Below are 26,355 nucleotides of genomic sequence, written 5' to 3' on the forward strand. Positions count from 1 at the left end.
ACACTCTTTCTCAAGCAAATCCTGAGGAGTGAGCATGTTTAAGTTACTGGTTGTCTGGGTATTAAATGCAGTGGCATTGATGGCGGTGACCTATCTGGTCCCCGGTATTCATGTGGCGAACTTTAAAGCGGCATTAGTGGCCGCTTTGGTGATTGGCCTGGTAAATGTGCTGATTAAACCTTTGCTGGTGATTCTCACGTTACCCATCACTTTACTCACGCTAGGCCTGTTTATACTGGTCATTAACGGGCTGCTATTTTGGGCGGTCGGCAATTATCTGCAAGGCTTTTCGGTCAGTTCAATCCTCATTGGTGTGATTGGGGCGCTGGTTTACAGTGTGATCTCAGGCGTACTGAGTGCGATTGTCCTGGATGATAAAGATTGAGCATTCATACGGCCCATGAGGCCCAAACAGTGAATAGATAAAGATTAAACAAGTGAATAATAAAACTTCTTTCAGTTTTGAATTCTTTCCGCCAAAAACCGCGGAAGGCATGGCTAATCTACGTAATGTGCGCAACGAGTTGGCCGCATTTTCGCCTGAGTTTTTCTCGGTAACTTTTGGCGCTGGCGGGTCTACGCGTGATCGCACCATGGATAGCGTGCTGGAAATACAGGCCGAAGGCCATGGTGCTGCGCCGCATATCTCTTGTATTTCTTCCAGTAAAGAAGAAATTCGCGAGCTGCTACAGGCCTACCAGGCCAAAGGCATCAAGCGCTTGGTCACGCTGCGTGGCGATATTCCTTCTGGTGAAGTGAGTGCAGGTGACTTTAAGTACGCCAACGAATTGGTGAGCTTTATCCGTGCCGAGACCGGTGACTGGTTTCACCTCGAAGTGGCGGCTTATCCTGAGTTTCACCCGGAAGCAGGCTCTGCGCAAAAAGACCTCGAAAACTTTAAACGTAAAATTGATGCAGGGGCTAACTCGGCGATTACGCAGTACTTTTATAACGTGGATGCATATTTCCGCTTTGTAGAAGCAGCGCAAAAACTGGGTGTTGCCGCGCCGATTATTCCCGGCATTATGCCTATCTACAATTACACGCAATTGGCGCGTTTTTCTAGTGGCTGTGGTGCTGAGATTCCACGCTGGTTACGTTTGCGCCTGGAGGCTTATGGTGACGATTTGCCGTCATTGCGTGCGTTTGGCGCCGATGTGGTCACCGATATTTGTGCCAAGCTCATCGCTGCCGGCGTCGATAAAATGCATTTTTACACGCTGAATCAGGCCGGGATTATTGGCCAGATTATTCGGCAGTTATAGCGTTAAAAAAATAAAAAAAGCGCGGCCTGAATCAGGTCGCGCTTTTTTACGTCCATTGTGTTTATTGCAGTGAAAGACCTTGTGGATTAAACAAGGCGTCTTCTACAAACAAGTAGTCTTGTTTGCGTGTTTCGTCCCATAGCACCATCATGGTGATCCAGCGGATATCTTCCATGCTCAGCGTTTCTTGTGGCAGCACCATGCCACGATCGACAATCAAGTCGCGCTCGTAGGCCGTGATGATGTCACTGCGTTGCAGCAGCGTGAGAAAGTTAAGGCTTTCGTCATTAATCTTGCTACGCTCCATTTCGCAAAAAATGCGAATGGCCGCCGGGTCGTGCAAATAGCGCGGTTGTTGTACCGAGCGGCGCAGGTCTTTCACCCAGTCTACCGCGTGCAGAATGTCCTGATGGTTAAATCCAGCCTGGGATAACTCGTAAGCCATGATGGTTTCGTCGGTTTCTTTCAACTCTAACGCATCATGTTTATCCCAGTAATTTTGATAAATAAATATCAATACTTCCAACATGTATATAGTCTCCTCAAACGCGCTGTTGCATAGACAGCGCTGTTGGGGTGGGTCTAAGCCTGATCTTTAAGCCAGTCGTTGGAATTGACCGCTGGCGAGATGGCTGACCACACCTTCTAATTCAAGTAGTGTTAGCATGGTGGAAACTTGTTCGGGCGTCAAGCCTGAGCGGGCCGAGATCTGTTCGGCAAACAAGGGGTCAAACCCCATGCAAACCAAGACAGGGCTTGCTTCGGCGGGTAAATTAGTCCAATCGGGTGATGGCCCATTCGGGCTAATCAATAAGGCCTGGTTTGGCAGGCGGATGTGCCGTAATTCACTCAATATATCTTCGGTGGATTCGACCAGTTTTGCGCCTTGCTTGATGAGAGCGTGACAGCCTTTTGCCACTGGTGAATGAATCGAGCCTGGAATGGCAAACACTTCGCGCCCTTGTTCAATCGCTTGTTTGGCGGTAATTAATGAGCCGCTGTCGATATTAGCTTCTACCACCAGGCAGCCTTCAGACAGGCCGCTGATAATGCGGTTGCGCCGGGGGAAGTTGTGCGTGAGGGATGGCGTACCCAAGGGGTATTCAGACAGGATCAGCCCATATTGCGCAATCTGGTGTGCCAGTGTTTTATGCCGCGCCGGGTAAACAATATCCAGCCCGGTGCCGACCACCGCAATGGTGGCACCATCTGCTTTGAGGGCGCCGCGGTGTGCTGCGCCATCTATGCCCAGCGCCAAGCCACTCACTACGACTAATCCGGCCCGGCACAGGCTCTCGGCAAAGTTTTCAGCGGTAGCTTCACCTTGCGGCGTCGCATGGCGACTACCGACAATGGCCAGGCAAGGGCGTTTAAGCATTTGCAGATTGCCTTTGGCATATAGCACCGGCGGTGGCTGGTCGGTGTCCAGCAGCCGTTGCGGATAATAGGGGTCGCCCAGGGTAATCAGGTGGTTATCTGTTTGATCTAGCCAGGCCAGCGTGTGCGCAATGTGCGGGTCCTCCATCGCACGCTGGATGCCATCGGCGACCTCTTTGCTGACCAGCTCGCGCAGTGCAGAAGAGGGCGCAGCCAGAATGGCTTCTGGCGTTTTAAAATTGAGGAGTAGCTGGCAGTAAGTGACGCTGCCCAGCCCCTTGACCAGGCTGAGTGCAATCCATGGCGCAATATGTTCAGCAGTTGTCGTCACGCTGTTGCTTGTACATCATGGGGTGCGAACCACATCTTCTGTATGAATAGGCTGTGAGGCCTGCATCACTAAAGCATATGAGAGTTTGGCAAAGGTTTTAAATACCATCACCAGACCCACTGGTTCATCGGGTAGCTGAATCGTGACCGGATGCTTGGGGTCGGACTCGGGGTCAATCATGCTGACACCTTTGCGTAGCACAGACAACACATGGCCGCGCTCAACGCCTTGCTCTTCACCTCGATTAAGCACTACGACGCGGCCATACCCTGTTTCGTTAATGCCTTCACTCACTCGCGCAATCTGGCCTTCAATCTGCATGTCAGGCGCATGTGGGATGTAAGCCGGGTTGAGGCTGTCTTCCACGGCGATCAGCTTGTCTTTAAGGGCAATTTCTTCTTTGGCCTGGGTGATGGTTAACGTGGCTGGCTGGCCTGGGCGTGAGAGTTTGGCTTCCCCCAGGTAATGCGCTTCGTTGCCTAAAATTTCACCATTTTCCGGGTTTTTGACTGGCTCACCCTCGCGGTAAATGGCCCAGACTGATCTATCCGACTCTGGCAAACCCTGCACGTAAATATGCGTGCCGGGGCTCAATATTTCACGTTCTTCCTGTGCGGCAATAATTCTCGGTGCCGCTTTCAGGTCTTCTGGCGAAATCAGCATTGGTTTGCTTAAGAATGGCAGAATGGTGTTAGGTTGGATGGCAGGAATCGCATCGCCTTTAATCGGCGTCACAATTACACCCGGCTCCAGCGTGACCGATTCGCGCACCAGTTTTAACACCGGCTTGCCGCTGCTGGTGTCGAGTACAATCACATCGCCCGGGTAAATCCAGTGCGGGTTTTTGATGTGCTCGCGGTTAAGTTGCCAGATTTGTGGCCATTGCCATGGGTTTTTGAGAAACTTGGAAGAAATGTCCCACAGCGTATCGCCTTTGACCACCACGTGGCGATCTGGATGTTGCGGACGTAAAGGAATTTCTTCGGCATGCGCCAACAAGCTGCTACAAGCCAGCGCAAGCAAGGTTATAATTTGAACAATTTTGGTCATGTGGCGTCTCTGTAATATGCAGCACAAAAGGATGGGCAGCACCAACGGTGCGCAGCATCTGCGCAATGTCGACCAATCTAGCATGGGTTTAAAGTTCTTATCAAGGTGAAAAAGCGGGCGTTTTACCCTGTTTTCCCTCAAACTATTTGAATGGAAAGATTTGTAGAGCATGGCACTACTTCCAATTTTGCAATATCCTGACCCGCGCTTGCACACGGTGGCTAAGCGAGTACAGGTATTTGATGCCGCATTGCAGCAGCTGGTGAGCGATATGGCCGAGACCATGTATGATGCGCCGGGCATCGGGCTGGCTGCCACGCAGGTCGATCAGCACATTCAGTTGATTGTGATTGATTTAAGCAAAGAAAAAAATGATTTGCTGGTGCTGATTAATCCTAAAATCATTGCCGAGGCGGGTAGCCAGGATTACGAAGAAGGGTGTTTGTCGGTGCCTGGTGTGTATGAGAATGTGACGCGGGCCGAGTTCATCACGGTAGAGGCGCAGGACGCCACCGGTAAAACATATAAGCTGGATGCCGATGGCCTGCTCAGTGTCTGTATTCAGCATGAAATGGATCACCTCAAAGGCAAGGTATTTGTTGAGTATCTGTCAACGCTCAAACGTAACCGTATCCGCAGCAAAATGGTCAAACACGCGCGCGAAATCGAACGCAATAGTTATTAGTCACAGGGGATTTGCATGCGAATTATTTATGCCGGAACCCCGGAGTTTGCCGTGCCTGCTTTGCAGGGCTTGATTGATGCTGGCCATGAGATTGTCATGGTATTAACCCAGCCAGACCGCCCGGCTGGCCGTGGCATGCAGCTAAAAGCCAGCCCGGTCAAACAGCTGGCCCTGCAACATGGCTTACGGGTGTTTCAGCCGGAGAGCCTCAAACCTGCAGAAGTACAGGCAGAGGTCGCTGCGGTGAATGCCGATGTCATGATAGTGGCGGCTTATGGCCTGATTATCCCGACTGCCGTACTGAATATCCCCAAGCGTGGCTGTTACAACATTCATGGCTCATTGCTGCCGCGTTGGCGCGGTGCGGCACCAATTCATAGAGCCATCCTGGCTGGCGATGCCGAAACGGGCGTCACCATTATGGAGGTGGTGCCTAAGCTGGATGCAGGCAATATGGTCAGTAAATGGGCGGTTGCTATTACCGAGGCCGACACCACCCAAAGCCTGCATGATGCGATTAGCCGTGAAGGTGCGCGTTTAATGGTGGAAGCCATGCACATATTGCAAAGCACAGGCGAGCTCCGTTCTGAAGTACAGGATGAGTCATTGGTCACCTATGCGCACAAATTGGAGAAATCCGAATCTGCCATAGACTGGACACTCTCTGCGCAGCAACTGTCACGTCAGGTGCGTGCGTTTAATCCTTTTCCGGTGGCGACTGCCAAGTTTAAACAGCAAGTGTGCAAAGTATGGTTTGCGCAGTCTGCGACTGGCCAGGGCCGGCCTGGTACTGTGCTGGAAACACAGCCATTGCGAGTCGCTTGTGGCGACGGCGTGCTGGAGGTTCTCGAATTGCAAATGCCGGGTGGTAAGCGGCAAACAGCGCAGCAGTTTGTGCAAGGGCAGCATGTGCAGGTGGGCGACCAGTTTTCTTAAGCAGGCTGGTTACATTTCACGCGCTTTTCACTGGCCCCCCGGTTCGCTCAACGATTCGGTATTTGCTCGCGCAGCCATTGAAAAACCACTGTCATCACCGCATATTAAGATGGCAGTCTATTAAGTATTCAAGGAGTATGTATGTTAGGTAACTGGACCAAAACCTTTGTGCTGATGGCAGCCATTACGGCCCTGTTTGTGGCTGTTGGCGGGGCGCTGGGTGGCCAGGGTGGTATGTTAATCGCTTTGTTACTGGCGGGCGGCATGAACTTTTATGCCTACTGGTTTAGTGACCAGGCGGTGTTAAAGATGTATGGCGCGGTTGAAATTAACGCTGACAATAATTTTGGTAATGGCCAGTTTCGCAATTACTACAATATGATTAAAGAGTTGGCTGAGCGCGCCGAGCTACCAATGCCGCGTGTATTTGTGATGAACGAAAGCCAGCCGAATGCCTTTGCGACGGGCCGCAACCCGGAGCATGCAGCCGTAGCAGCCACCACTGGCATCATGCAGATTTTAAGTGAGCGCGAGTTGCGCGGCGTGATGGCGCATGAGCTGGCACACGTGAAAAATCGCGATACGCTGATTTCGACTATCTCAGCCACGGTGGCCGGCGCTATCTCATCCATTGCACAATTTGGCCTGATGTTTGGCGGCGGCCACCGTGATGGTGAAGACAGGCCTAACCCGATGATCGGTATTCTGATCATGGTGCTAGCGCCGTTGGCGGCTTCGTTGATTCAAATGGCGATTTCGCGCTCGCGTGAGTATGAAGCAGACCGCATGGGCGCGGATATTAGCCGTGACCCGAAAGCGCTGGCGGCCGCGCTGGAAAAAATCCATCATTACGCACACCAGATCCCGAACATGACGGCTGAGCAACACCCTGAAACCGGCCAGATGATGATTATTAATCCATTGTCTGGCGCTGACCTCAAGGGCTTGTTTAGCACTCACCCGCAAACAGAGGAGCGTATTCGTCGCTTGTTGGCACTCGCCAACCAATATTAAGCGCAGATGTGTTGAAGTTTAAAAAGGCTTTCTGGTGAAAGCCTTTTTTATTGCGCGCGTTTTTCACTGTGTAATTGGGGCGCATCAAGTAGAATAGCTTTTTTTGCCCAGAGATCATCGTTGCAAGTTGCCCAATTAATCGCCGCGCATGCGGTGGCCGAAGTGTTGGCCGGACATAACCTGACTGTTTCCATGCCCAAGGCGCTGCGCAAGGTCAAATCGGCCACGCCGCAACAGCAAGCAGCCGCGCAGGATTATAGCTATCTCACGCTGCGTTTTTATGCAGAGGCGGCTGCTTATCTTAAAGCGTTGACGCCTAAACCGGTTACCGATGATCGTGTGTCTGCCTTGTTGCTGGTTGCGTTGTCACAACTACTACATAGTGCCGATGATGATTTTACCGTGGTTAATCAGGCGGTAGAGGCGGCGGGTAAAACCGGCCAGCGGTGGGCTAAAAGTTTGGTCAATGCGGTGTTACGTAATTTTTTGCGTCAGCGCGAGGCGTTAAAGCCGCTTATGATGCAGCGCGAAGAGGTGCAGTTTAACTACCCGCAATGGTGGATAGACACGCTGAAGCAACAATATCCGCAGCAATGGCAAGCCATTTTAGACATAGGCAACAGCCACCCGCCGATGACCTTGCGCGTCAACCTGCGCAAGACAGATGTGGCAGGGTATATGCAGCTACTGGAGGCGGCCGACATTCAGGTGAGCCACTTGGGCGGCACCGCTATTCAGTTGCAACAACCGTTGCCAGTATACAAACTGCCCAATTTTGAGGCAGGCTGGGTCAGTGTGCAGGACGCAGGGGCGCAATGGGCAGCACCGTTGCTGGATTTACAGCCAGGCATGCGTGTGCTTGATGCCTGCAGCGCGCCAGGCGGTAAAACTTGCCACCTGCTGGAGGCGAGTGACATTGAGTTGCTGTCACTGGATGTGGAAACTGAGCGTTTGCGGCGTGTGCATGAAAACTTGCAGCGCTTAGGGTTGCAAGCGCAAGTTATCACCGGCAACGCCGCTCAGGCTGACTGGTTTGATGGCCACTTGTTTGACCGTATTCTGGCCGATGTGCCTTGTAGCGCGTCGGGGATTGTGCGCCGCCATGTTGATATGAAGTGGTTGCGCAGGCCGCAGGATTTGGCCGTATTTGCCCGTACACAGCAGGAAATTTTATCGAATTTGTGGCAAATGCTGGCAAAAGGCGGTAAATTGCTCTACGTGACTTGCTCAATATTCCAACAAGAAAACGAAATGCAAATTCAACAATTTTTATCCACGCACACCGATGCGACAAGGTTGCCGCTCGCTTTTGATGTGACGACATTGCCTTGTCAAGCGCAGGTTGGCGGCCAATTGTTGCCCACCGCTGCGCATGACGGATTGTTTTATGCACTTTTGCAAAAACATTAATCGCTGGTTATGCATAGGATTCTTGCTCAGCCTGACGACTTGGGTGGTGATGGCTGGTGGCAATCATGCGCATATTCGTGGTGCAGAACTGGTGTTGCGCGATGAAATGTGGACACTGGATGCCGATCTTGATCTCCAGTTTGGGCGCGCGCTGGAAGAGGCACTCAGTAAAGGCGTTGCGCTCACCTTTTTGTACGAGTTTCAAATCGTCAAACCACTTAAATACTGGTTTGATGACGAAGTGGTGACTGAGCGTCGTGCCGTGACTCTTAACTACCATGCGCTCACCAAACAATATCTGCTCAATTACCCGCAACAACAAAAAGTGTTTGATAGCCTGGGTGAAGCCAGGCGCGAGCTGGGCTTGATTCATGACTGGCGGCTGGTGCCACATGCCACCCTCGAAAAAAACCAACCCTACCAGGCTGCGCTCAAAATGCATCTGGATACCAGCAAACTGCCCAAAGCACTGCAATTAGATGCATTAGGTGAAAGTGACTGGGAGCTGGTCACGCCCACGTTTAGCTGGTGGGTGAAGGAAACACTGCGCTAGCGTTATGCGTTATGTCTTGATTTTGTCTATTGCGCTGGCAGCAGCCCTGCTTTATCTGCTGTCGCTCGCCAGTGCCAATACCGCCATTAGCGGCGACTATTACCTGGTCTTGCTCTATATCAATGCCGGTCTGGCGGTGCTGCTGCTGGGCGTCATTGCTTATCAGTTACGCCATCTTTATCGCACCACCAAAACCAAGCAGGTTGGCAGCAAACTCAATTTCAGGCTGCTGGTCACGTTTGCGCTGATGGCGCTGATTCCCGGCATGATTGTGTATCTGGTGTCGGTGAATTTTCTGTCGCGCTCCATTGAGTCCTGGTTTAACGTCAAGGTTGAGTCTGCGCTGGACGGCGGCCTGAGTCTTGGCCAGCGTGCACTGGATATTATGCTGGGCGACCTGAAAGAAAAAGCGCAAAGCATGGCCGTTTCCGTGTCGCTGCAGCCGGCCCGCTCACACTATAGCCAGATCAACGATTTGCGCGAAAAAGCAGGCATCCAGGACGCAGCTTTACTCAGTGCGCAAGGGGCCATTTTGGCTGTGAGTAGCTCGGACCCCAGCAGCTTTTTGCCCGAGTTGCCTTCGGTGCCTCAGCTGCGTCAGGCCAGAACGGGTGTCTACGGAAAAATCGAGCCGATTCCGGGTAAAGGCCTCTATATGCGGGTGCTGACCCCAGTGGAAACCCTGGGCATTACTGGTGAAATGCGCATCTTGCAATTGATGCAGCCAGTGCCAAAGGCGCTATCGAATACCGCCGAATCAGTGCAAGACGTTTATCGCGAATATCAAACGCTGTCTTACAGCCGTCAGTCATTAAAAGATATTTTCATGCTGACGCTGACCATGATTTTATTGCTCTCCATGCTCGGTGCATTGACCATTGCTTTTGCGCTGAGTCGCCGCATGGCGCAACCGCTGACCGTGCTGGCAGAAGGCACGCGCCTGATTGCCAGCGGCGATTATTCACAGCAATTGCCTTCGTTTGGTAAAGATGAGCTGAGTGTGCTGGTGAAGTCGTTTAACAGCATGACGCGGCAACTGCAGGAGGCAAAAAATGCCTCCGAGCAAAGCCGTCAGCACGTCGAGTCTGCGCGCGCTTACCTGGAGGCGATTCTGTCGCATTTAAGCTCGGGTGTAATGACCATTAATGAGCGCGCAGAGTTGCGCGTGTATAACCTGGCGGCGACTAATATTCTGGGAATTTCGCTGGTCGGTTTTAAAAACAAGATTTTTACCGAAGTGGCGGCAGAAAAAAAATATCTCAGCCCGTTTACTGAGCTGGTGATGCAGCATTACGAAGACACTTTGCAGTTTGACCATCATGAACGGCACCTGACCAGCCAGATCGACATTGAAGGTGTGCACGGGTCGCAGATTCTTATGTTGCGCGTCACGCGATTGCCAGAAGGCGCGGGGCATGGGCTGGTGGTGGTGTTTGATGATGTGACCGCGATGGCGCAGGCACAACGCGATGCGGCCTGGGCCGAGGTTGCCAGGCGGCTCGCGCACGAGATTAAAAATCCGCTGACACCAATACAATTGTCGGCAGAGCGCCTGCAGCTTAAATTGCAGGACAAACTCGATAGCAAAGACGCCGAGATGTTGTTTAAGGCCACAGACACTATCGTCAATCAGGTGCAGGCCATGAAAAACATGGTCAACGAGTTTAGTGAATATGCCAGAACCCCGGCGGTACAGTTGGTAAAACTGGATTTAAATGCTTTAATTCGTGATGTTAGCCGCTTGTATAACGCCTCGGCAGTTAAGCTGGTATTTGCCTTACATGAGCAACTGCCGGACATTTATGCCGATGCGACCATGATGCGGCAGATTTTGCACAACTTGCTGCAAAATGCGCAGGATGCATTGACGCAAGTGGCTGAGCCGCACATTGTTATCTTGACCGATTATGATGGCGAGCGTATAAAATTGACAGTGACCGATAACGGCAGTGGTTTTCCAACCGATGTGATGGCAAGGGTGTTTGAACCCTATGTCACCACCAAGTCTCACGGCACCGGGTTGGGGTTGGCCATTGTGAAAAAAATGATAGAAGAGCAGCGTGGACAGATTCGCATAGACAATCTGCCACAAGGGGGCGCCAGCGTCACCATCAGCTTGCCGGTAGATAAACAACAACAGCGTCGGCGCGTTGAGCGCATCGTGTAAGGAAGTACCATGGCTTCACGTAATATTTTGGTGGTCGATGACGAGATAGGCATCCGGGAGTTGTTGAGCGACATCTTGCGAGATGAAGGGCACATCGTACGCTTGGCGGAGAACGCACAAGTGGCCAGGGACGAGCGCCTCAAATTGCGCCCGGATCTGGTTTTGCTGGACATCTGGATGCCGGATTGCGATGGCATCAGCTTGCTCAAAGAGTGGGCGAATGCCGGCTTGCTAACCATGCCGGTGATTATGATGTCAGGGCATGGCACGATTGATACAGCCGTTGAGGCAACACGTTTGGGTGCGTTTGATTTTCTCGAAAAACCCATCGCGCTGCAAAAACTGCTCAAAACCGTGACTGCGGCCATTAAGCACACCGAGCACCTCGCGCATACCGAGATTAATCTATCCAGCTTTGGCAAAAGCGCGGTGATTCAGGAGCTCAAGCAACGCCTTGAACAACTGGCCCGGCATAAAAATACCTTGTTTCTGATTGGCAAAAAAGGCGGCAGCGTGCCTTTATGCGCTAAATTTTTGCGACCGCACAATACGCCGTGGGTTGCGCTCACCGAGTATGAAAAATTAGTCACTGCGCCGATGGAGATTTTGGAGCAGGCGCGCGAAGGCGTAGTGTTTGTCGACGAAGTGACCAAGCTGGGTAAAACCGAACAAAAAGGCTTGAGCCTGGTCATTAACAAGTCTGAAAAATACGGTGTGCGCGTCATTTGTGCCAGTGAGCATGGCCTGCCGCAATTAATTGAAAAGGCCATGCTGGAGCAGTCCTTGCTGCAAACGCTGGCTGGTGCAGCGGTCAAAGTGCCTTGCCTGGATGAGCACAAAGAAGATATTCCTGACCTGGTGAATGCGATGGCTACCCTGATGGTGGAAGCCAGCAAAATTGACTATAAATCGTTTGATATTGCGGCCTTGAATGCCATGCGCAATGCCGATTGGCCGGGTGACCTGGATGAACTTGAGTCCGTGGTGCAAAACCTACTGATGACCAGTCTTGCCGAAGTCATCACGCAGGCAGATGTGCAACGGGTGTTAGCCAATTTTCAAGGCCAAACTGCCGCGTCGGCCGAGCAGCATATGCCGCTCAATCTCGACCAGCCCTTACGTGAAGCGCGTGACGAATTTGAACGTTTTTATTTTCAGTATCACATGCGGCTGGTGAAAAATAATATGAGCCGCCTGTCAGAAATCTCCGGTTTGGAGCGCACGCATTTGTACCGTAAACTCAAGCAGCTGGGCATTAAAATCAAAGGTTAATGCCGTTGGCACAAACAAAAAAAGCCGGGCAATTGCACCGGCTTTTTTTACGAGCAAAGCACGAAAAATTATTTGCGGCGGTTATCCAGGCTGCAAGCTGTGTCAGGATAAATGCTCAGCAGCCACATGCCGCCGGCAATGCCCATATAGGCAAAAAATGCGTCCAGGGATGCCTGTGCCAGAATCAATGCCATAAATGCTGCCAGCACACCGAGTACACGCGCTGACAGTCTGGTTTTAAAGCCGATAATCAGCAGCAGGCCAAACACAAACTGTACCAGGATCAGCAAGGGAGCAAACACCGCTGGCAAACCAAACTGGCCCAACGTCATCTGATATTGCAAGTAGCCGTCAGGCGTATTCAAAATCGCCATCAACTTTAAAATTACCACCCCGAAAAACACCAGCCCCAGCAAAATTCTGGCCGCCGCAGTTTGAAAACGACACATAGCTTTTCCTCAAATCCTGTTTTAATAAAGCACGTATGATGCCTGTGGCCACGGTCAATTGCAATATAGGCGCAGTTGCAATGCAGGTACAATGAGCGGATTTGATCCGGAGCAGGGCATGTCCGTCCAAGGTATTCAACTCAATATCCATGCACTGAATATGCATCATCTCTTGTGGGCAGAGTGCCGCAATATTCGGCAACGCGTTTTTATAGACGAGCAACAGGTGCCGGTTGCGCTAGAGTGGGACGCTGCCGATGCAACAGCGATCCATTTGCTGGCCTGCCAGGGCGATCTGCCACTTGCCTGCGCCAGGGTCTTGCCGGATGGGCATATTGGCCGTATGGCAGTGCTGGCGGAGTGGCGTGGGCAGGGCGTGGGTGAGGCGCTGTTGTTGCAGGCGATACAGGTCTGTCGTCAGCTGGAGGTCACACATGCGCGCTTATCGGCGCAAATGCATGCCGTGGGTTTTTATCAGCAAACCGGCTTTGAAATCTGCGGCGAGCCTTACAGTGATGCCGATATATTACATATTGATATGCAACTTGAACTGGTATAATTGCGGCTTCAGTTTTTCTCAAACTTGCAGACATCAAAGGAATTCTCATGTCAAAAATCGTATTTAAAGCCGGTGAAGCCACCGTGTTTTCTGAAGGTAAAGATGTTACAGCCGCGATGCCGGAAATCTTGATTGGTTCTGTAGACGGCCCGGTAGGTGCTGCATTTGCCAACATGATGGCACAAACCAAAGGCCATACAGCGATGTTTGCCGTGCGCGATATTAACCAGATGGTACGCCCTGCGACCATGATGGTGCCAAAAGTGACCTTGAAAGATTCCCTGAACATTGAATTGTTCGGTGGCGTGGTGCAAGCTGGTGTGGCTGATGGCATTACTGATGCTGTGATCGAAGGCATTATTCCTAAAGAACTGGTCAACGAGTTGTGTATCGTTGCGTTGCTGTGGGTAGACCCGGGCTGTGCCAAAGAAGCTAACCTGGACAAGGCTGACTTGTACAAAAACAACTACGAAGCGATCAAGCTGGCGTTGAAGCGTGCCTTGAATGACGAGCCTAGCATTGATGAACTGATTGCTAACCGTCACAAAATCAGACACTGCATGTGGGAAGATAGCTGGGATCAGAAATAAGCCTGCGTTTTTCTGCCTGACCCCGCAATTGCGGGGTTTTTGTTATCTGGATGACAAATGAAGCATTTAATTAAACGGTATCTGGCGGTGGTCTACGAGGCCTTGTTGATGGTGGCGTTAGCGCTGGCCTTGACTGCAGCGTACGTCATGCTGATAGGGGACGCAAGCCACGGCTGGAAAAGGCTGGGTTTGCAGGCCTTGTTGTGGCTGGCAATGGGCGCTTATTTTGTGCGCTGCTGGGTGTTAAGCGGGCAAACGCTGGCGAGCCAGACCTGGAAATTGAAAGTGGTTGATCAGCATGGGCAGTTGCTGAATCGCCAGCAAGCGGTGTTGCGTTATGTACTGGCAGGGGTGTTGCTGTTGCCGGCTGGGCTCACTTTATGGTGGGCGTTGCTGGATAGTGAGCAACAGTTTTTGCATGATCGCCTGTTGGGTTCACGCATCATTATATTGCCGCATCAGTAGGGTGTTAAGCGGCGATGTTAACGGCGTTCGACGTAATAGAGCATGCCGAGTCCGGCCGCTAAAAATAATAGCGTTGGGCTGATGGCACTCACCAGGGGTGACCAGTCATTAAGCACACCCAGGTGTACAAACACGCGGTTCATGATTTGATAGACCACCCCCAAAAAGATACCGGCAAAAATTTTGGCACTGATGCCGCCCGCGCGTTGCTGTAAAAAGCCAAACGGCAATGCTAGCACCACCATGACCAGGCAGGCTAGCGGGTAGACCAGTTTGGACCAGAGGGCGACCTGGTAGCGAGTGCTGCGCTGCCCGTTTTGATGCAGGTATTGGATAAAGCTATAGAGGTTCCAGGCCGACATTTTCTCTGGAAGCACAAGCAAGACATTGAGCAGTTCGGGTCGAATCAATGATTCCCACTTGGTCTGCTTGAAAAATTGCGAGGTAACCGAATTGTTTTGGGCAGCTTTGCTGGTGTGCATTTTGGTTTGTGTCACATTCGACAGTACCCAGTGATCATCTTCAAAATAGCCTTTGTCAGCATGGCTCACATTGCGCAGGCGAAACTGTGCATCAAAGTCGTAAATACGAATATCGACCAGGCTGGTGTCTGGCATCACGGTGCTGACATTGACAAAACTGCTGCCATCTTTGATCCACAAGCCAGATTGAAAGTCCTGCGCGACCACAGAATCTGTGGCCTGAATACGGATGCGCTGCGCCATTTTTTCACTGATAGGCGCAATGACTTCGCCAATTAAAAAGGTGACCAGTGCAAACACCAGCCCAATGCTTAACAGCATTTTAGCGATCATTTGCAGTGAAATGCCGCTGGTGCGCATCACAATCAGCTCTGAGCTGGAGGCCATTGCTCCCAGGGTGTAGACAATGCCTAATAGCACGGCCACTGGCGCTACTTCATAAATGTGTCCGGGAATGCTGAGCCCGACATAAATCAGCATGCTATTGATGCCGTAGTGCCCGCGCCCGAGGCTGTCTAGCTCTTGTAACAGGTCAAAGAAAGAAAACATGGCGAGCAGGCCCAACAACACCAACATGATGTTGAAACTGATTTCTTTCCAGAAATAGCGATTTAGAATAGTCAGCGTCATGGTTTATGCACGCTTGGTTCGACGTTTAAACCAATCTGGAATGAGTGGTTTGAGGTATTTGCGACGGTGGTAGAGATACCAGCCAAGCAGAACAAACACAAGATGGACTGGCCATAGACCAATCAAAATGGATATTTTTCCTTGTGTAATCCAGGCCTGAAAAATGCTTAGCATGTTGTTGTAGATGATGAATATCAGGATGGCAAACATGATGTTGAGCGAACGCCCGGCGCGTGGATCAACAAAGCTGAGCGGGATGGCGAGCAGTACCATGACAATGGTTGAAATCGGGATGGCCAACCGCCAGTGCAGCTCGGCATGGTCGGCCTTGGTTGCCCCACTGATTAATGACTGGGTAGACCTGGCTTGTGCCGTGCTGGATGCTGGGGCGGCTTCCTTGATCTCAACCCGGATGTCGTAACGCTCAAACTCGGTGGTCATGACTTCTAGCGTATTGGGCGTGATTTCATAGCGTCTGCCGTGTTCCATACGCAAAAAATTATCGCCGTTGGCTGCTTTGTAGCGACTGCCGCTGTTGGCCGTGATAATACCGGTTTTGCCATTTTGTTTGGATTGCACAAAGATATTTTTGACTTCGTAACCCAGCTTATCGAAGCTTTCGATAAAGTAGATGCGGTCACCGTTATTTGACTCTTTAAATGTGCCCGGGCTGATAGACGACAATTCGTCACGTTTTTTCAGTTGTGCACGGTAGTTGTCCGCCTTTTCATTGGCCCAGGGCATGATGAGCAGGCTGAATACGCTAATGATGATCACAATCGGTGAAATAAAGCGCAAAATGGGTTGCACCCATTGGCGCAGGCTAAGCCCTGCGTTCATCCAGATCACCATTTCGGAATCGCGGTGCCAGCGGGTCAACGTCAGCAAGACTGCCAGAAAAATGGCGAGCGACAGCATCATTGGCATGAACTGCACCAAGCTAAAGGTCAGGATAGTGCCGATGGCGTCGTTGGGCAAAATGCCTTTAGAGACTTGGCGCACGATATTACCGGCGCGTTGTGCCACCACAATACCGAGGATAATCAGGAAAATGGCAGACGCTGAGGACATCAGCTCTGCGGACAATGCACGTTTGAAAATTTTCAATTTAGATGCACCGCTTTGAAATCAGCATAAAACACTAGATAATACAACCATTACTCAGGCAAATTGCATGGCATCACAAAGGATAAAGATGGAATTTAGCATAAAAAGCGCTGCCCCGGAAAAATTGCGTACGGATTGCTTGCTGGTTGGCATTTATGAAGGCCGAAAACTGACGGATTTGGCGAAATCACTGGATGTTGTAAGCGAAAAAGCCATTTCAGCGGTGCTGAAATCTGGCGATATGGAAGGTAAAACTGGCAGCACTGTGCTGTTGCGTCAGCTTGCTGGCGTGAGTGCGTCCAGAGTGATGCTGGTGGGCTTGGGTAAAGCCGACGAAGCAAGCCTGAAAAGCTTGCGTAACAGTTTTCGTGCGGCAATTAAGGCATTGCCAGCAGGCGTAGAGAGTATTGCTACCGATTTTGCCGGCCTGGGCATTAAAAAAACGACACTGCAACAAGCCGCCTCCGCCTTGGCTGAGGTGGCGCTGGATGCGACTTATAAGGTGAATGCAGTCAAAGAGAAGTCTGTTGAGCCGCATGCCTTAACAGAAGTGCTGCTGCTGGCAGAAAAAGAGCACCATGCGGCTGTCACGGAAGGGGTGAGTCAGGGCAGCAGTTTAGGCCAGGGCGTTGCGCTGGCTAAAGACCTCGGCAATTTGCCACCTAATATTTGCACGCCAAGCTATCTGGGCAAGCAGGCCGAAAAACTGGCCAAAGAATATGGCTTTAAGGTTGAGGTGCTGGATCAAGCCGCGATTGAAAAACTCAATATGGGCTCTTTTTTGGGCGTGACCCGCGGTAGCGACGAGCCGCCACGCTTTATTGTGTTACAGCATTTGCATGGCAAAAAGTCGCAAAAACCGGTAGTGCTGGTGGGTAAGGGCATCACGTTTGATACCGGCGGCATTTCACTCAAACCGGGCGCCGACATGGATGAAATGAAGTATGACATGTGCGGTGCTGCTTCGGTGCTAGGGGTGTTTAAAGCCCTGGGCGAATTAAAGTTACCGCTGAACGTGGTGGGCTTGATCCCTACTTGCGAAAACATGCCAAGTGGCCGCGCGACCAAGCCGGGCGACGTGTTAACCAGCATGTCTGGCCAGACCATTGAAGTATTGAATACTGACGCCGAAGGCCGCTTGATTTTATGTGACGCGCTGACTTATGCCGAGCGTTTTGAACCAGCCGCAGTGATTGATATTGCCACCTTGACCGGCGCGTGTGTGATTGCGCTGGGCCATCATGTCAGTGGCTTGTTTGCCAATAACGACGCGTTGGCAAAAGCATTGCTGGCAGCGGGTGAGCAGGCCAATGATAGAGCCTGGCAAATGCCATTATGGGATGACTATCAAGGCCAGCTTGACAGTAATTTCGCCGATATCGCCAATATCGGCGGGCGTGCCGCAGGCAGTATTACCGCCGCGTGTTTCTTGTCACGCTTTGCCAAAAAGTATGACTGGGCGCATCTGGACATCGCCGGCACCGCCTGGAAGTCTGGCAAGGACAAAGGCGGTACTGGCCGCCCGGTGCCATTGCTGGTGACTTACTTGCTGGAACAGGCTGCCAAATAAACGCTTTATGACCAAAATCCGTTTTTACACTGATGTCACTGACCCGTCAGCGATGGTACAGCAACTGGTGAGCCAGGCGTTGGCGCGTCAACGCAGTGTGACGATTTTTGTGTCTGATCGTGACCAGGCGCAGGCCATGGGAGACACTCTATGGCAACAAGCGGTAGAGAGCTTTGTACCAAATGCACTGGCAGACGCGGCAAATGCCGCCCTGACGCCGGTGCAATTGGCCTGGCTGCCGGAGCAGATTCGCCAGGATGATTTGCTGTTTAATTGTCAGGCAAGTCTGCCTAAGTTTTTTAGTCGTTTTCGCCATGTATTCGAGTTGATCGGCACCGAAGAGGCCGACAAGGTGGCCGGGCGGCAACGTTGGGCGTTTTATCGTGATCGCGGTTACGAAATTCAGCACATGAATAAGCAAACGCAATAACAAGCCTTGCAAGGGAGATAGTGTGGATATTTCAGAAATTCCGGTATTAACCAAAGTCGTTCAAAAAGCGTCTGTACCTGCTATTGAGATGGACGAGCTGGTGGCACAGCTTAAACAGGCGTTGTTACCGGAAATCGCCCAATTGGTGACAGCACAACTGGCCGAGAAGAGTCCAGGTACGCTCGCTGCCGGGCAGCAATCACTTGCTGACTATGCAAATACGCTGCAACAAGAGGTGTTGGCCAAGGCGCAGTCGCAAGTGGGTGACAGTATTCAGGCGATAGAGCAGGCTTTTCGTGAGGCAATGGGCCATGTCAGCAAACAGCAGTTGCAGACATTTGAAGAGCATGTTGGCCGTGTGACTGACGCGCAGCAAACACAGATGCAAGCCAGTGAGCAAGCGTTTACGGGCACGCTGGAAAACACGGTTCAGCTGCAATTGCAGGCCATTGAAGGCAAGCTGTCGCAGTTAAGTGAAACACAGCAGCAGTTGCTGGCCAGCACAGAGCAGGCAGTCCGTGACACCGTCGATAAAGCTGGCAACCAGTGGTTGGGAGAAACTTTATCGCCCCTGGTTGACGCGCAACAAGCACAAATGGAAAGTCGCTTGCAGTCTTTGCGCGAGCAGCTTGAACAAGGCTTGACCGAGCATTTGCAACAGTTGCAAGAAACTAATAAGCAAACGTTGTCTGACAGCCAGGCCTTGGCGGCATCGACGCTGGTAGATGATTACAAAGCGTCTTTGCAACAGGTGTTTACCGAGTTAAACGCGGCGCAAATGGCCGAGTTTAAACAGAATATGCAGACTGAGCTGGCTGCCTCTGAGCCCGCCTTGCAAGAAAAAATCGCCGCGGAGGTGGCAACGGTCGTTGCGGCGCAATTGCAGGAGATGGAGGCCGAGTTGAACAAACGCCTCAAGTCACGCATTCTCGAAGTATTGCAAGGCATCAAGTTTGTGATGCCTACGGTTTAAAGCTTATCCGTTTGCCAGCGTGAGCATGACCGGTGTGTGGTCGCTTGGGCGTTCCAGTTTGCGCGGTGCCTTGTCTATCACGCAGCTTTGGCATAACGGCTTTAAGGCCTCACTGACTAAAATATGGTCTATACGCATGCCCATGTTGCGGCGAAAGCCGGCCATGCGGTAATCCCACCAGCTAAACTGCCCGGCTTCCTCGTTAAACAGGCGAAAGCTATCGTGTAATCCCAAGGCTAATAATCGTTGCAACGCTTCCCGCTCGGGGGCACTCACCAGCACCTGGCCTTGCCAGGCCACTGGGTCATGGCAGTCTCTATCATCAGGCGCAATATTGTAGTCACCCAGCAATGCGAGTTTTTCGTGTTGCTTTAACTCGTCTGTAACCCAGTTCTGTAATGCAGCCAGCCAGTTGAGTTTGTATTGATATTTGTCTGAATCTACTGCCTGACCATTCACCACATACGCACAAATGACGCGCACGCCTTGTATGGTCGCCGCAATGATGCGTTTTTGTTCGTCGACAAAATTGGGCAGGTCAACATGCACATCATTCAGTGCATGCGGGCTGATAATCGCCACGCCATTGTAGGTTTTCTGGCCATTATGTACTGCATTAAAGCCCGCCTCTTGCAACGCTGCATAAGGGAACTTGCTATCCTCCTGCTTGGTTTCCTGCAGGCATAACACATCTGGCTGGTTGGCAGCCAGCCAGTCCAGCACATGCGGCAAGCGCACAGTCAGGGAGTTGACGTTCCAGGTAGCCAGTTTCAACACTATTCTCCACAAAAAATGGTTGCGGGCGCGCACAATACGCCAGCGATGCTCGCGCATTTTACACGACTCCCAGTCGCTGGCGATGGGCGCAATGCGTGTGGCATCACCAGCCCGTATCAGACAAATGGCGTATTTTGCAATCAGAGACTCCCCGCTACAGTGTGGTTTGTATAGTGAATGTTTACAGGGGATGCCATGAAGGGCAAGCGAGTGCAGCAACAAGGGCGTTGGGCCGGGTTTTCTGGCAGCGAGTGGAGGCTGGTCGTGGCGATTGTGCTGGTGGCGATCGCCTTAAGGCCTGGCATCGTGTCGATGGGGCCCGCGTTACCTGCCATCATAGACCGTTTTCAGTTAAGTCATGCCATGGCCTCGCTGATGACGGCGATACCGGATGTATTAATGGGTGCATTGGCCTTGCCGACACCGTGGCTGGTGCGCCGGTTTGGTGTGAATAAAGTGCTGATGGCGGCTTTAAGTGTGCTCAGCGTGTCGATGTTAGTCCGTACTTACTCCGCGAGCAGTGGTGTCTTAATTGGCTCCACTGTTGGTGTCGGTGTTGGCATTGCCGTGGCTGGCGCCATGTTTGCTGGCATCGTTAAAGCCAGTTTTGCCCAGCGTGCCGCGTTAATGATGGGCATTTATGCCACGGCACTGTCGTTGGGGAGTACCTTGTCGGCCGGGTTGACTGGCTGGATGGTACAAATGGCAGGTTGGCAGGTGGCGACCGGTGTCTGGGCTGCCTTAGGCGTCATCGCCATCGTTGCCTGGTGGCAGGCAATGAAAAAAACGGTTCCGGCTCAGCCAAAGGTGCTTTCTGCAGCTGCATCACGCCTGCCGCTACGCACGCCAGTGGCCTGGCTGATTGCGCTATTTTTTGCCTGCGTTAATTTTTTGTTTTATGCCATTCTCACCTGGACTGCGGCCAGGTATCAGGAAAGCGGCATGCCAGCCGCCGAAGCTGGTGCAGTACTTGCCAGTTTTACTTTTTGCTTTATGTTGGCGAGCCCGGTGGTCGGGTTGTATAGCCGGCAAGCCGATCGGCGCGGCTGGCTTGCCGGCTGTGCCTTGTTGTCTACCATCGGCCTGGCCGGAATGGCAACCCCCGGCGCCTCGCCATGGCTGTGGGTGCCGCTCACGGCTGTGGGCCTGGGCGGTGCGTTTACGCTGGCAATGACCTTGCCACTAGACCATACAGACACCTCGGATGCTGCTAATCGCTGGAATGCTTTCGTGTTAACAATTGGTTATTTGATCGCCGCTTGCGGTCCTTTTATTGTCGGCTATATCCGTGATGTGAGTGGTCACTTCGAGAGTGCGTTTCGACTCTTGTGCCTGGTCTCTTGCCTGATGCTGTTGCTTGCATTAACACTCAAACCTGGCCCGGTTTCAGCGCATGGCGATTAATCACCGGGGCTGTTTTGAGGCGCGTCTGCGGCGGCTTAAGGAGCATAGTCGTCAATTCGATTGATACAGCTATAAATTCTGGTTTGTTTGCATGATGTGATCTGCCCATCGTGCGGTATAAACACCATTGGATGAGATTGGTTGTTAGTGACCAATCCCATATTTCTTTGACGTTGTTCGGATACCCATGAAGCGCGGATTGACTCTTACATTATGCAAATGGCTGCTGGCATTGGTTTGCCTGACGTTTGCGACTGTGACGGTGGCGTCTGAGCATATCAAGCTACAACTCAAATGGCATCACCAGTTTCAGTTTGCCGGATATTATGCGGCCCAGCAACAGGGCTATTACCGCGATGAAGGCCTGGATGTTGAGATAATTGAAGGTAGTAAAAACCTGCCGCCTTTGCAACAAGTGTTATCCGGGCAGGCAGATTATTCAATCGGTGATTCCGAGATTCTGGTCTCTCGTATTTCAGGTAAACCAGTGGTGGCACTCGCTGCCGTTTTTCAGCATTCCCCCTACGTATTGCTCAGCTTGAATGAAAGCGGCATTTATCAGCCAGAAGACTTGATCGGCAAACGTATCATGATGTCTGGTGATCAGGGGGGCTTGCAGTTTAAAGCCATGTTACTCAAACAGCACCTTGATATCCGCCAGATGACGATTCTGCCGCATAGCTGGCGCTTGCAGGATTTGATAGAGGGCAAGGTGGATGTGATTTCGGCCTATGCCATGGATGAACCTGTGCAATTGCAGCAAATGGGTTACTCGCCCGCTATCATCAGCAATCAGGGCTATGGCGTAGATTTTTACGGTGATATTTTATTCACGACTGAACGTGAACTGTCCATGCACCCTGCGCGCGTGGAGGCTTTTTTGCGCGCCACCAAAAAAGGCTGGGTATACGCTTTTAATCACAAAGAGTCTATGGGCGAACAGATTGCCAGTATGCCTGGGGTTTCCAAGCGCGGCATTACCAAACAAACGCTGATGCAAGAGGCCAGTTTAATGGTGCCTTATGTGTTATCAGAAGTTGTGCCGTGGGGGCACATGAATGAAGATCGCTGGGATGCGATTGCCGGTACTTTTGCCGATCTCGGGTTGATCCCGGCGCAATACAACCTGAAAGGGTTTGTCTATCAAGGGGATGTGCTGGTCAAGCGGCCATATATGCTGTGGTTCACGCGTGGCGTCGCCATATTGTTGCTGGTACTGGGCGTCACTTTTCTGTGGAACTTGCAGATCAGGCGGCAAGTGGTGCACCGTACGCAGGCCTTGCAAAAAGAAATTGACCGACGGACACAGGCTGAATACTTGCTCAAGGTAGCTGGCAGTGTGGCGAAAATCGGTGGTTGGGTGATAGACCTGAAGACCAACCTGATTCACTGGTCAGACGAAGTGGCCATGTTGCATGAGATGCCACCAGGCTACTCGCCGACAGTTGAGGAGGGCTTGAGCATGTTTGTGCCTGAATATCAGGCACTGATGTGTAGCGCGATTCGACAGTGTGTCGATGAGGGGATGCCCTATGACCTGGAGATGGAAAAGATCACTGCCAATGGTCGCCGTTTCTGGGTGCGTGCCATGGGGCGGCCAGTGCGTGATAGCGAAGGCAAGATCGTCAAACTGCAAGGCTCATTACAAGACATTACTGCGCACAAACAACTCGCGGCCATCAAACAGGGGCAGGATAGAATGCAGGCCATGATGCTGGCTGATGTCGCGTTGCCAGCAATTTTGCATACTGCTGTCTTGTTAATCGAAGAACAGTTTCCAGAGGCGAGTTGCGCGATGCTGCTACTCGATAAAGATGAACAGCATTTGCGTCGTATCGCTTCAGCCAGGTTACCTGCCGCGTATGCCCAGGCCATTAATGATATCGAACCGGGGGTTGGCGGTATTGCTGCGCTGACTGAGGGGCGGGTCATCGCTGAAGACATCAGTACGCATCCTTTGTGGCAGCAATGTCGTGGACTGGCGATGGCACATGGTTTGCAGTCCTGCTGGACCATGCCGATTTTGTCGCGCAGCCATCGTGTGCTGGGTGTGCTAGCCATGTATCGGCAGCAGCGGCATCACCCGCAAGCGGCTGAACAAGATTTTATCGATAGCTACGCCCAAATTCTCGGGCTGGCCATTGAACGCGAGCAATCAGACGAACAACTGCATTTGTTGCGCAGTGGCATCTCCAGGCTCAATGACATTGTGATGATTACCGAGTCGCCAGTGCATGCGCCCATGCAGCAAAAAATCGTGTTTTTAAACGATGCCTTTACCCGTATTACTGGCCGCTCAATCGACGTGCTAGGTGGCATCTCCCCCTTTGAGCTGTTTCAGGAAGCGACACCCGGGCGTGAATTGGAGCGGATGAAAGAAGCCTTCCAGCACATGCGCCCGGTTAAAACCGAGGTGGTGACGGTGAATGAGGACGGCGTAGGTATTTCACTGGAAATGGATGCGCTACCGTTGCTGGATAAAGGCGGTGTGGTCACGCAATGGGTCGCGGTGCTCAGGGATATTAGCGAACGCAAACAAGCGGATGCGCAAATTCGCCAACTGGCTTATTACGACACCATGACCGGCCTGCCTAACCGCATGCTGTTACAGGAAAAACTGGCTTTGCATGTGCGCAAAGCCATGCGCAAAGAAACCGGTGGCGCGTTGCTGTTTATCGATATCGACAATTTTAAAACCCTCAATGATACGCACGGCCACGATGTCGGCGATGCCTTGCTGGTCGAAGTGGCCAAGCGCATCAAACAGTCAGTGCGACGCTTTGATACCGTGAGCCGCCTGGGTGGTGACGAATTTGTGGTTGTGCTAGACAGCTTGCACCATGAGGCGGCGCAAGCCGAAAAGCAGGCCAGGCGCGTGTGCGAAAAGATTTTAGCGGCCTTTAAAAAACCGTTTAACCTCAAGCATTATCAGCACTACACCACGCCTAGTATCGGCGTCGTGCTGTTTGACCCCGAGCATATGAGCCAAACGGACGAGTTGTTGCGCCGAGCGGACATGGCAATGTATAAAGCCAAAGAAGCGGGCAGAAATGGCTATCAGTTTTTTGATACGCAAATGGAAACCGAGTTGCGTCAACGGGTCGCGCTCGAAACAGATTTGCATGCCGCCATTGAAAAACAAGAGTTTATTTTGCATGTTCAGCCGCAATACAACCAACGGCATGAGATCGTGGGTGCCGAAGCACTCGTGCGTTGGCAACATCCTGTTAGAGGGCTCATCATGCCTGGGCAATTTATCAGCCTGGCCGAAAGCACCGGCCAGATTGTTGCTTTGGGGCAATGGGTGTTGCAAGAGGCTTGCTATTGGTTGCAGCGCTGGGCCAGTCAGCCGTCATTGCGCCATCTGGTGCTCTCGGTGAATGTCAGCCCCAAGCAGTATTTGCAACCTAACTTTGTGGCAGATGTGCAGCAAATGCTGGCCGAGTCTGGCATCCACCCCGGTCACCTCAAGCTAGAGCTGACCGAAAGTATGCTGGTGGACAACGTCGAAGACATCATCGCCAAAATGGCGGCACTCAGACAACTGGGCGTTTGCTTCTCACTGGATGACTTTGGCACCGGTTATTCTTCATTGTCTTACTTAAAGCGCCTGCCGTTTGACCAGTTAAAAATTGATCAGTCTTTTGTGCGCGATATGCTCAACGGTCACGATCATGAAAGCATCGTCAACGCCATTATTTCGCTGGCGCAAAGCCTCAAACTGGAGATTCTTGCCGAAGGCGTTGAAACCGAAGCGCAGCTCAATGTCCTCAAAGACCTGGGCTGCGAAATCTTTCAGGGCTATTATTTCACCAGGCCACTGGCGCTAGACGTGTTTGAAGCCTGGGTTGCGCAGTCGCAGCAGCCCGCCAAAGGCAAAGCTGTATTGCAGGCCATGTAAATGCAGGGCAAATAAGTGTGGTGTGAAACCTCTCAGCTCGGTTGGTACAACACAAACACTCCCTGAAAAGTCGAGGTGATTCTGGCGTCGCATAAAATCTGCGCATTCACGATCAGCTTGGCACGTCCACGCTGGCGATAGTTTTCCAGAAATAATGGCCAGTCCTCGGCGGATTGCAAGGTAGAAACACACTCAAAATCGCTATGCACCGGTAGCAGAAATTTGATTTCCTGCTGCTTGATCACCAGGCTACCTGTGAGCCCGGTCTGCTGTATTTTGTGCTGCAGTAATGACCAGGCAGTCGTGATCGAAATGGCGGCAATGCTGCCACCAAACACAATATCCAGATGGTTTTTATTGCGCGCATACGAGCCACTTACTTGCAGTTCGTTATCCCCGATGTGTGTGATATGGATACCCAGATTCCGGGTTTGCGGGATCAGCTCAAACAGTTTCTGTTCAAATGTCGCTTCAAGTATGGTCATTGAGCTTTCCTTATACATGTCTACATAGATTTGCCGATAGTAAATCTGTTTCAAGGGAAGCGCTATGTCTTGACCTGATGCTGAGAGCTTATATGAGGTCGCTTAAAGACATAGGCAGTAAAAACAACAGGCATAACGCGATCTCTATTAAAACCGCAGTCAGCATCCCCTTGTTTGCCCTGCCTTTTGCAAACGCATCAATCCCCAATAAAGCCAGTATCATGCACGTAACTATTAGCCCATAAATGAGGGCATCGCGGGTGGCGGATGGCGCTGCATTTCTCGCCAGAAAAAACATCAAGGCGATCCCTGTATAAAGCGCCGCCGCTCTTCTGCCGACCAGTCCCGCCGTCTCTGAAAAGCCGACGCCCCACGCGGCCAGAAGTCTGGTGGGGGCAAACATCCAGGTGAGGGCGAGTAGCAGAAATAAAGCCGCCGTGCATAGTGCCAGAAAGTGAAAAGATACATGCATG

26 protein-coding genes are annotated in these 26,355 nt (G+C 51.8%); 17 read left to right on the plus strand and 9 right to left on the minus strand.

Annotated features, from left to right (window positions below; all coding sequences use genetic code 11):
• Nucleotides 1-34: 34 nt before the first annotated feature.
• Nucleotides 35-385, plus strand: a complete 351-nt coding sequence (locus tag METH5_RS0107395; protein WP_029147906.1) for a phage holin family protein — start codon at nt 35-37, stop codon at nt 383-385.
• A gap of 52 nt (nt 386-437) precedes the next feature.
• Nucleotides 438-1,265 carry a methylenetetrahydrofolate reductase [NAD(P)H] gene (gene metF / locus METH5_RS0107400; RefSeq protein WP_029147907.1) on the plus strand — a complete coding sequence of 276 codons (828 nt, stop codon included), beginning with the start codon at nt 438-440 and terminating at the stop codon, nt 1,263-1,265.
• 61 nt (nt 1,266-1,326) lie between these two features.
• On the opposite strand, the gene METH5_RS0107405 is transcribed toward metF, so the two are convergent.
• The 3 genes from METH5_RS0107405 to METH5_RS0107415 all read right to left on the minus strand — a co-directional run bounded on the left by METH5_RS0107405 (nt 1,327) and on the right by METH5_RS0107415 (nt 4,023).
• Nucleotides 1,327-1,794, minus strand: coding sequence for a DUF494 family protein (locus METH5_RS0107405; protein ID WP_029147908.1), 468 nt, complete (start codon nt 1,792-1,794; stop codon nt 1,327-1,329).
• Between the two features lie 66 nt (nt 1,795-1,860).
• Nucleotides 1,861-2,973: a DNA-processing protein DprA gene (dprA, locus tag METH5_RS0107410; protein WP_029147909.1), complete on the minus strand. Its 1,113-nt coding sequence runs from the start codon at nt 2,971-2,973 to the stop codon at nt 1,861-1,863.
• A 15-nt stretch (nt 2,974-2,988) separates the two neighbouring features.
• Nucleotides 2,989-4,023: a LysM peptidoglycan-binding domain-containing protein gene (locus tag METH5_RS0107415; RefSeq protein WP_029147910.1), complete on the minus strand. Its 1,035-nt coding sequence runs from the start codon at nt 4,021-4,023 to the stop codon at nt 2,989-2,991.
• A gap of 169 nt (nt 4,024-4,192) precedes the next feature.
• Between METH5_RS0107415 and def the strand changes: the two genes are divergently transcribed.
• From def to METH5_RS0107450, 7 genes are all read left to right on the plus strand, one after another.
• The gene (def, locus tag METH5_RS0107420; RefSeq protein ID WP_029147911.1) at nt 4,193-4,708 is read left to right on the plus strand and encodes a peptide deformylase; all 516 of its coding nucleotides are present in this window, start codon (nt 4,193-4,195) and stop codon (nt 4,706-4,708) included.
• 15 nt (nt 4,709-4,723) lie between these two features.
• Nucleotides 4,724-5,644 (plus strand): methionyl-tRNA formyltransferase, encoded by a 921-nt coding sequence (gene fmt, locus METH5_RS0107425; protein ID WP_029147912.1) that lies wholly within the window; start codon nt 4,724-4,726, stop codon nt 5,642-5,644.
• A gap of 141 nt (nt 5,645-5,785) precedes the next feature.
• Nucleotides 5,786-6,658, plus strand: a complete 873-nt coding sequence (gene htpX, locus METH5_RS0107430) for a zinc metalloprotease HtpX (RefSeq protein WP_029147913.1) — start codon at nt 5,786-5,788, stop codon at nt 6,656-6,658.
• A gap of 120 nt (nt 6,659-6,778) precedes the next feature.
• Entirely contained in the window at nt 6,779-8,068 is a 1,290-nt protein-coding gene (gene rsmB, locus METH5_RS0107435) for a 16S rRNA (cytosine(967)-C(5))-methyltransferase RsmB (protein ID WP_029147914.1), read from the plus strand.
• Complete coding sequence (locus METH5_RS0107440) at nt 8,046-8,621, plus strand: DUF4390 domain-containing protein (RefSeq protein WP_029147915.1); 576 nt, start codon at nt 8,046-8,048, stop codon at nt 8,619-8,621. Before rsmB ends, METH5_RS0107440 begins: the two co-directional genes overlap by 23 nt.
• Nucleotides 8,622-8,625: 4 nt before the next feature.
• Nucleotides 8,626-10,788 carry an ATP-binding protein gene (locus METH5_RS0107445; RefSeq protein ID WP_029147916.1) on the plus strand — a complete coding sequence of 721 codons (2,163 nt, stop codon included), beginning with the start codon at nt 8,626-8,628 and terminating at the stop codon, nt 10,786-10,788.
• 9 nt (nt 10,789-10,797) lie between these two features.
• Nucleotides 10,798-12,060, plus strand: coding sequence for a sigma-54 dependent transcriptional regulator (locus METH5_RS0107450; protein WP_029147917.1), 1,263 nt, complete (start codon nt 10,798-10,800; stop codon nt 12,058-12,060).
• A gap of 68 nt (nt 12,061-12,128) precedes the next feature.
• Here METH5_RS0107450 and METH5_RS0107455 read toward each other — a convergent pair whose 3' ends face one another.
• The gene (locus tag METH5_RS0107455; protein WP_029147918.1) at nt 12,129-12,509 is read right to left on the minus strand and encodes a DoxX family protein; all 381 of its coding nucleotides are present in this window, start codon (nt 12,507-12,509) and stop codon (nt 12,129-12,131) included.
• 118 nt (nt 12,510-12,627) lie between these two features.
• Here METH5_RS0107455 and METH5_RS0107460 point away from each other — a divergent pair, with 118 nt between their 5' ends.
• Genes METH5_RS0107460 through METH5_RS0107470 form a run of 3 tightly spaced genes read left to right on the plus strand, consistent with a single transcriptional unit; the run spans nt 12,628 to nt 14,123 of the window.
• Nucleotides 12,628-13,068 (plus strand): GNAT family N-acetyltransferase, encoded by a 441-nt coding sequence (locus METH5_RS0107460; protein WP_029147919.1) that lies wholly within the window; start codon nt 12,628-12,630, stop codon nt 13,066-13,068.
• Between the two features lie 47 nt (nt 13,069-13,115).
• Entirely contained in the window at nt 13,116-13,658 is a 543-nt protein-coding gene (gene fae / locus METH5_RS0107465; protein ID WP_029147920.1) for a formaldehyde-activating enzyme, read from the plus strand.
• A 57-nt stretch (nt 13,659-13,715) separates the two neighbouring features.
• Nucleotides 13,716-14,123 carry an RDD family protein gene (locus METH5_RS0107470; protein ID WP_029147921.1) on the plus strand — a complete coding sequence of 136 codons (408 nt, stop codon included), beginning with the start codon at nt 13,716-13,718 and terminating at the stop codon, nt 14,121-14,123.
• A gap of 17 nt (nt 14,124-14,140) precedes the next feature.
• On the opposite strand, the gene lptG is transcribed toward METH5_RS0107470, so the two are convergent.
• Nucleotides 14,141-15,235, minus strand: a complete 1,095-nt coding sequence (lptG, locus tag METH5_RS0107475; protein WP_036307706.1) for an LPS export ABC transporter permease LptG — start codon at nt 15,233-15,235, stop codon at nt 14,141-14,143.
• Between the two features lie 3 nt (nt 15,236-15,238).
• Nucleotides 15,239-16,342, minus strand: a complete 1,104-nt coding sequence (lptF, locus tag METH5_RS0107480) for an LPS export ABC transporter permease LptF (protein WP_029147923.1) — start codon at nt 16,340-16,342, stop codon at nt 15,239-15,241.
• An 88-nt stretch (nt 16,343-16,430) separates the two neighbouring features.
• On the opposite strand from lptF, the gene METH5_RS0107485 reads away from it, so the two are divergent.
• From METH5_RS0107485 to METH5_RS0107495, 3 genes are read left to right on the plus strand one after another with little or no spacing between them, the layout of a single operon-like run.
• On the plus strand, nt 16,431-17,912 hold the full coding sequence (locus METH5_RS0107485) for a leucyl aminopeptidase (protein ID WP_029147924.1): 1,482 nt from the start codon (nt 16,431-16,433) through the stop codon (nt 17,910-17,912).
• A gap of 7 nt (nt 17,913-17,919) precedes the next feature.
• A complete protein-coding gene (locus METH5_RS0107490; protein ID WP_029147925.1) occupies nt 17,920-18,342 on the plus strand; it encodes a DNA polymerase III subunit chi in 423 nt (140 codons plus the stop codon).
• 22 nt (nt 18,343-18,364) lie between these two features.
• The gene (locus tag METH5_RS0107495) at nt 18,365-19,315 is read left to right on the plus strand and encodes a hypothetical protein (RefSeq protein WP_029147926.1); all 951 of its coding nucleotides are present in this window, start codon (nt 18,365-18,367) and stop codon (nt 19,313-19,315) included.
• Nucleotides 19,316-19,318: 3 nt separating this feature from the next.
• Here the strand turns inward: METH5_RS0107495 and xth are convergent, their stop codons facing one another.
• Entirely contained in the window at nt 19,319-20,089 is a 771-nt protein-coding gene (gene xth / locus METH5_RS0107500; RefSeq protein WP_029147927.1) for an exodeoxyribonuclease III, read from the minus strand.
• A 198-nt stretch (nt 20,090-20,287) separates the two neighbouring features.
• On the opposite strand from xth, the gene METH5_RS0107505 reads away from it, so the two are divergent.
• Together METH5_RS0107505 and METH5_RS0107510 are read left to right on the plus strand one after the other, a co-directional pair.
• Nucleotides 20,288-21,496: a CynX/NimT family MFS transporter gene (locus tag METH5_RS0107505; protein ID WP_232410984.1), complete on the plus strand. Its 1,209-nt coding sequence runs from the start codon at nt 20,288-20,290 to the stop codon at nt 21,494-21,496.
• Between the two features lie 187 nt (nt 21,497-21,683).
• A complete protein-coding gene (locus METH5_RS0107510) occupies nt 21,684-25,397 on the plus strand; it encodes an EAL domain-containing protein (protein ID WP_029147929.1) in 3,714 nt (1,237 codons plus the stop codon).
• A gap of 32 nt (nt 25,398-25,429) precedes the next feature.
• Here the strand turns inward: METH5_RS0107510 and METH5_RS0107515 are convergent, their stop codons facing one another.
• The gene (locus METH5_RS0107515; RefSeq protein WP_029147930.1) at nt 25,430-25,882 is read right to left on the minus strand and encodes a YiiD C-terminal domain-containing protein; all 453 of its coding nucleotides are present in this window, start codon (nt 25,880-25,882) and stop codon (nt 25,430-25,432) included.
• A gap of 88 nt (nt 25,883-25,970) precedes the next feature.
• Nucleotides 25,971-26,354, minus strand: coding sequence for a hypothetical protein (locus METH5_RS0107520; protein ID WP_029147931.1), 384 nt, complete (start codon nt 26,352-26,354; stop codon nt 25,971-25,973).
• Nucleotide 26,355: the final 1 nt, after the last annotated feature.

Origin of the sequence: Methylophilus sp. 5 (assembly GCF_000515275.1) — a bacterium.
Lineage (GTDB): Bacteria > Pseudomonadota > Gammaproteobacteria > Burkholderiales > Methylophilaceae > Methylophilus.

Bases quoted from the DNA above. Each gene is read 5' to 3' on its own strand.
- METH5_RS0107395 (WP_029147906.1), top strand. From the start codon at position 35: ATGTTTAAGTTACTGGTTGTCTGGGTATTAAATGCAGTGGCATTGATG.
- METH5_RS0107405 (WP_029147908.1), bottom strand. From the start codon at position 1,794: ATGTTGGAAGTATTGATATTTATTTATCAAAATTACTGGGATAAACAT.
- METH5_RS0107415 (WP_029147910.1), bottom strand. From the start codon at position 4,023: ATGACCAAAATTGTTCAAATTATAACCTTGCTTGCGCTGGCTTGTAGC.
- def (WP_029147911.1), top strand. From the start codon at position 4,193: ATGGCACTACTTCCAATTTTGCAATATCCTGACCCGCGCTTGCACACG.
- fmt (WP_029147912.1), top strand. From the start codon at position 4,724: ATGCGAATTATTTATGCCGGAACCCCGGAGTTTGCCGTGCCTGCTTTG.
- htpX (WP_029147913.1), top strand. From the start codon at position 5,786: ATGTTAGGTAACTGGACCAAAACCTTTGTGCTGATGGCAGCCATTACG.
- METH5_RS0107440 (WP_029147915.1), top strand. From the start codon at position 8,046: ATGCACTTTTGCAAAAACATTAATCGCTGGTTATGCATAGGATTCTTG.
- METH5_RS0107445 (WP_029147916.1), top strand. From the start codon at position 8,626: ATGCGTTATGTCTTGATTTTGTCTATTGCGCTGGCAGCAGCCCTGCTT.
- METH5_RS0107450 (WP_029147917.1), top strand. From the start codon at position 10,798: ATGGCTTCACGTAATATTTTGGTGGTCGATGACGAGATAGGCATCCGG.
- METH5_RS0107455 (WP_029147918.1), bottom strand. From the start codon at position 12,509: ATGTGTCGTTTTCAAACTGCGGCGGCCAGAATTTTGCTGGGGCTGGTG.
- METH5_RS0107460 (WP_029147919.1), top strand. From the start codon at position 12,628: ATGTCCGTCCAAGGTATTCAACTCAATATCCATGCACTGAATATGCAT.
- fae (WP_029147920.1), top strand. From the start codon at position 13,116: ATGTCAAAAATCGTATTTAAAGCCGGTGAAGCCACCGTGTTTTCTGAA.
- METH5_RS0107470 (WP_029147921.1), top strand. From the start codon at position 13,716: ATGAAGCATTTAATTAAACGGTATCTGGCGGTGGTCTACGAGGCCTTG.
- lptG (WP_036307706.1), bottom strand. From the start codon at position 15,235: ATGACGCTGACTATTCTAAATCGCTATTTCTGGAAAGAAATCAGTTTC.
- METH5_RS0107485 (WP_029147924.1), top strand. From the start codon at position 16,431: ATGGAATTTAGCATAAAAAGCGCTGCCCCGGAAAAATTGCGTACGGAT.
- METH5_RS0107490 (WP_029147925.1), top strand. From the start codon at position 17,920: ATGACCAAAATCCGTTTTTACACTGATGTCACTGACCCGTCAGCGATG.
- METH5_RS0107505 (WP_232410984.1), top strand. From the start codon at position 20,288: ATGAAGGGCAAGCGAGTGCAGCAACAAGGGCGTTGGGCCGGGTTTTCT.
- METH5_RS0107510 (WP_029147929.1), top strand. From the start codon at position 21,684: ATGAAGCGCGGATTGACTCTTACATTATGCAAATGGCTGCTGGCATTG.
- METH5_RS0107515 (WP_029147930.1), bottom strand. From the start codon at position 25,882: ATGACCATACTTGAAGCGACATTTGAACAGAAACTGTTTGAGCTGATC.
- METH5_RS0107520 (WP_029147931.1), bottom strand. From the start codon at position 26,354: ATGCATGTATCTTTTCACTTTCTGGCACTATGCACGGCGGCTTTATTT.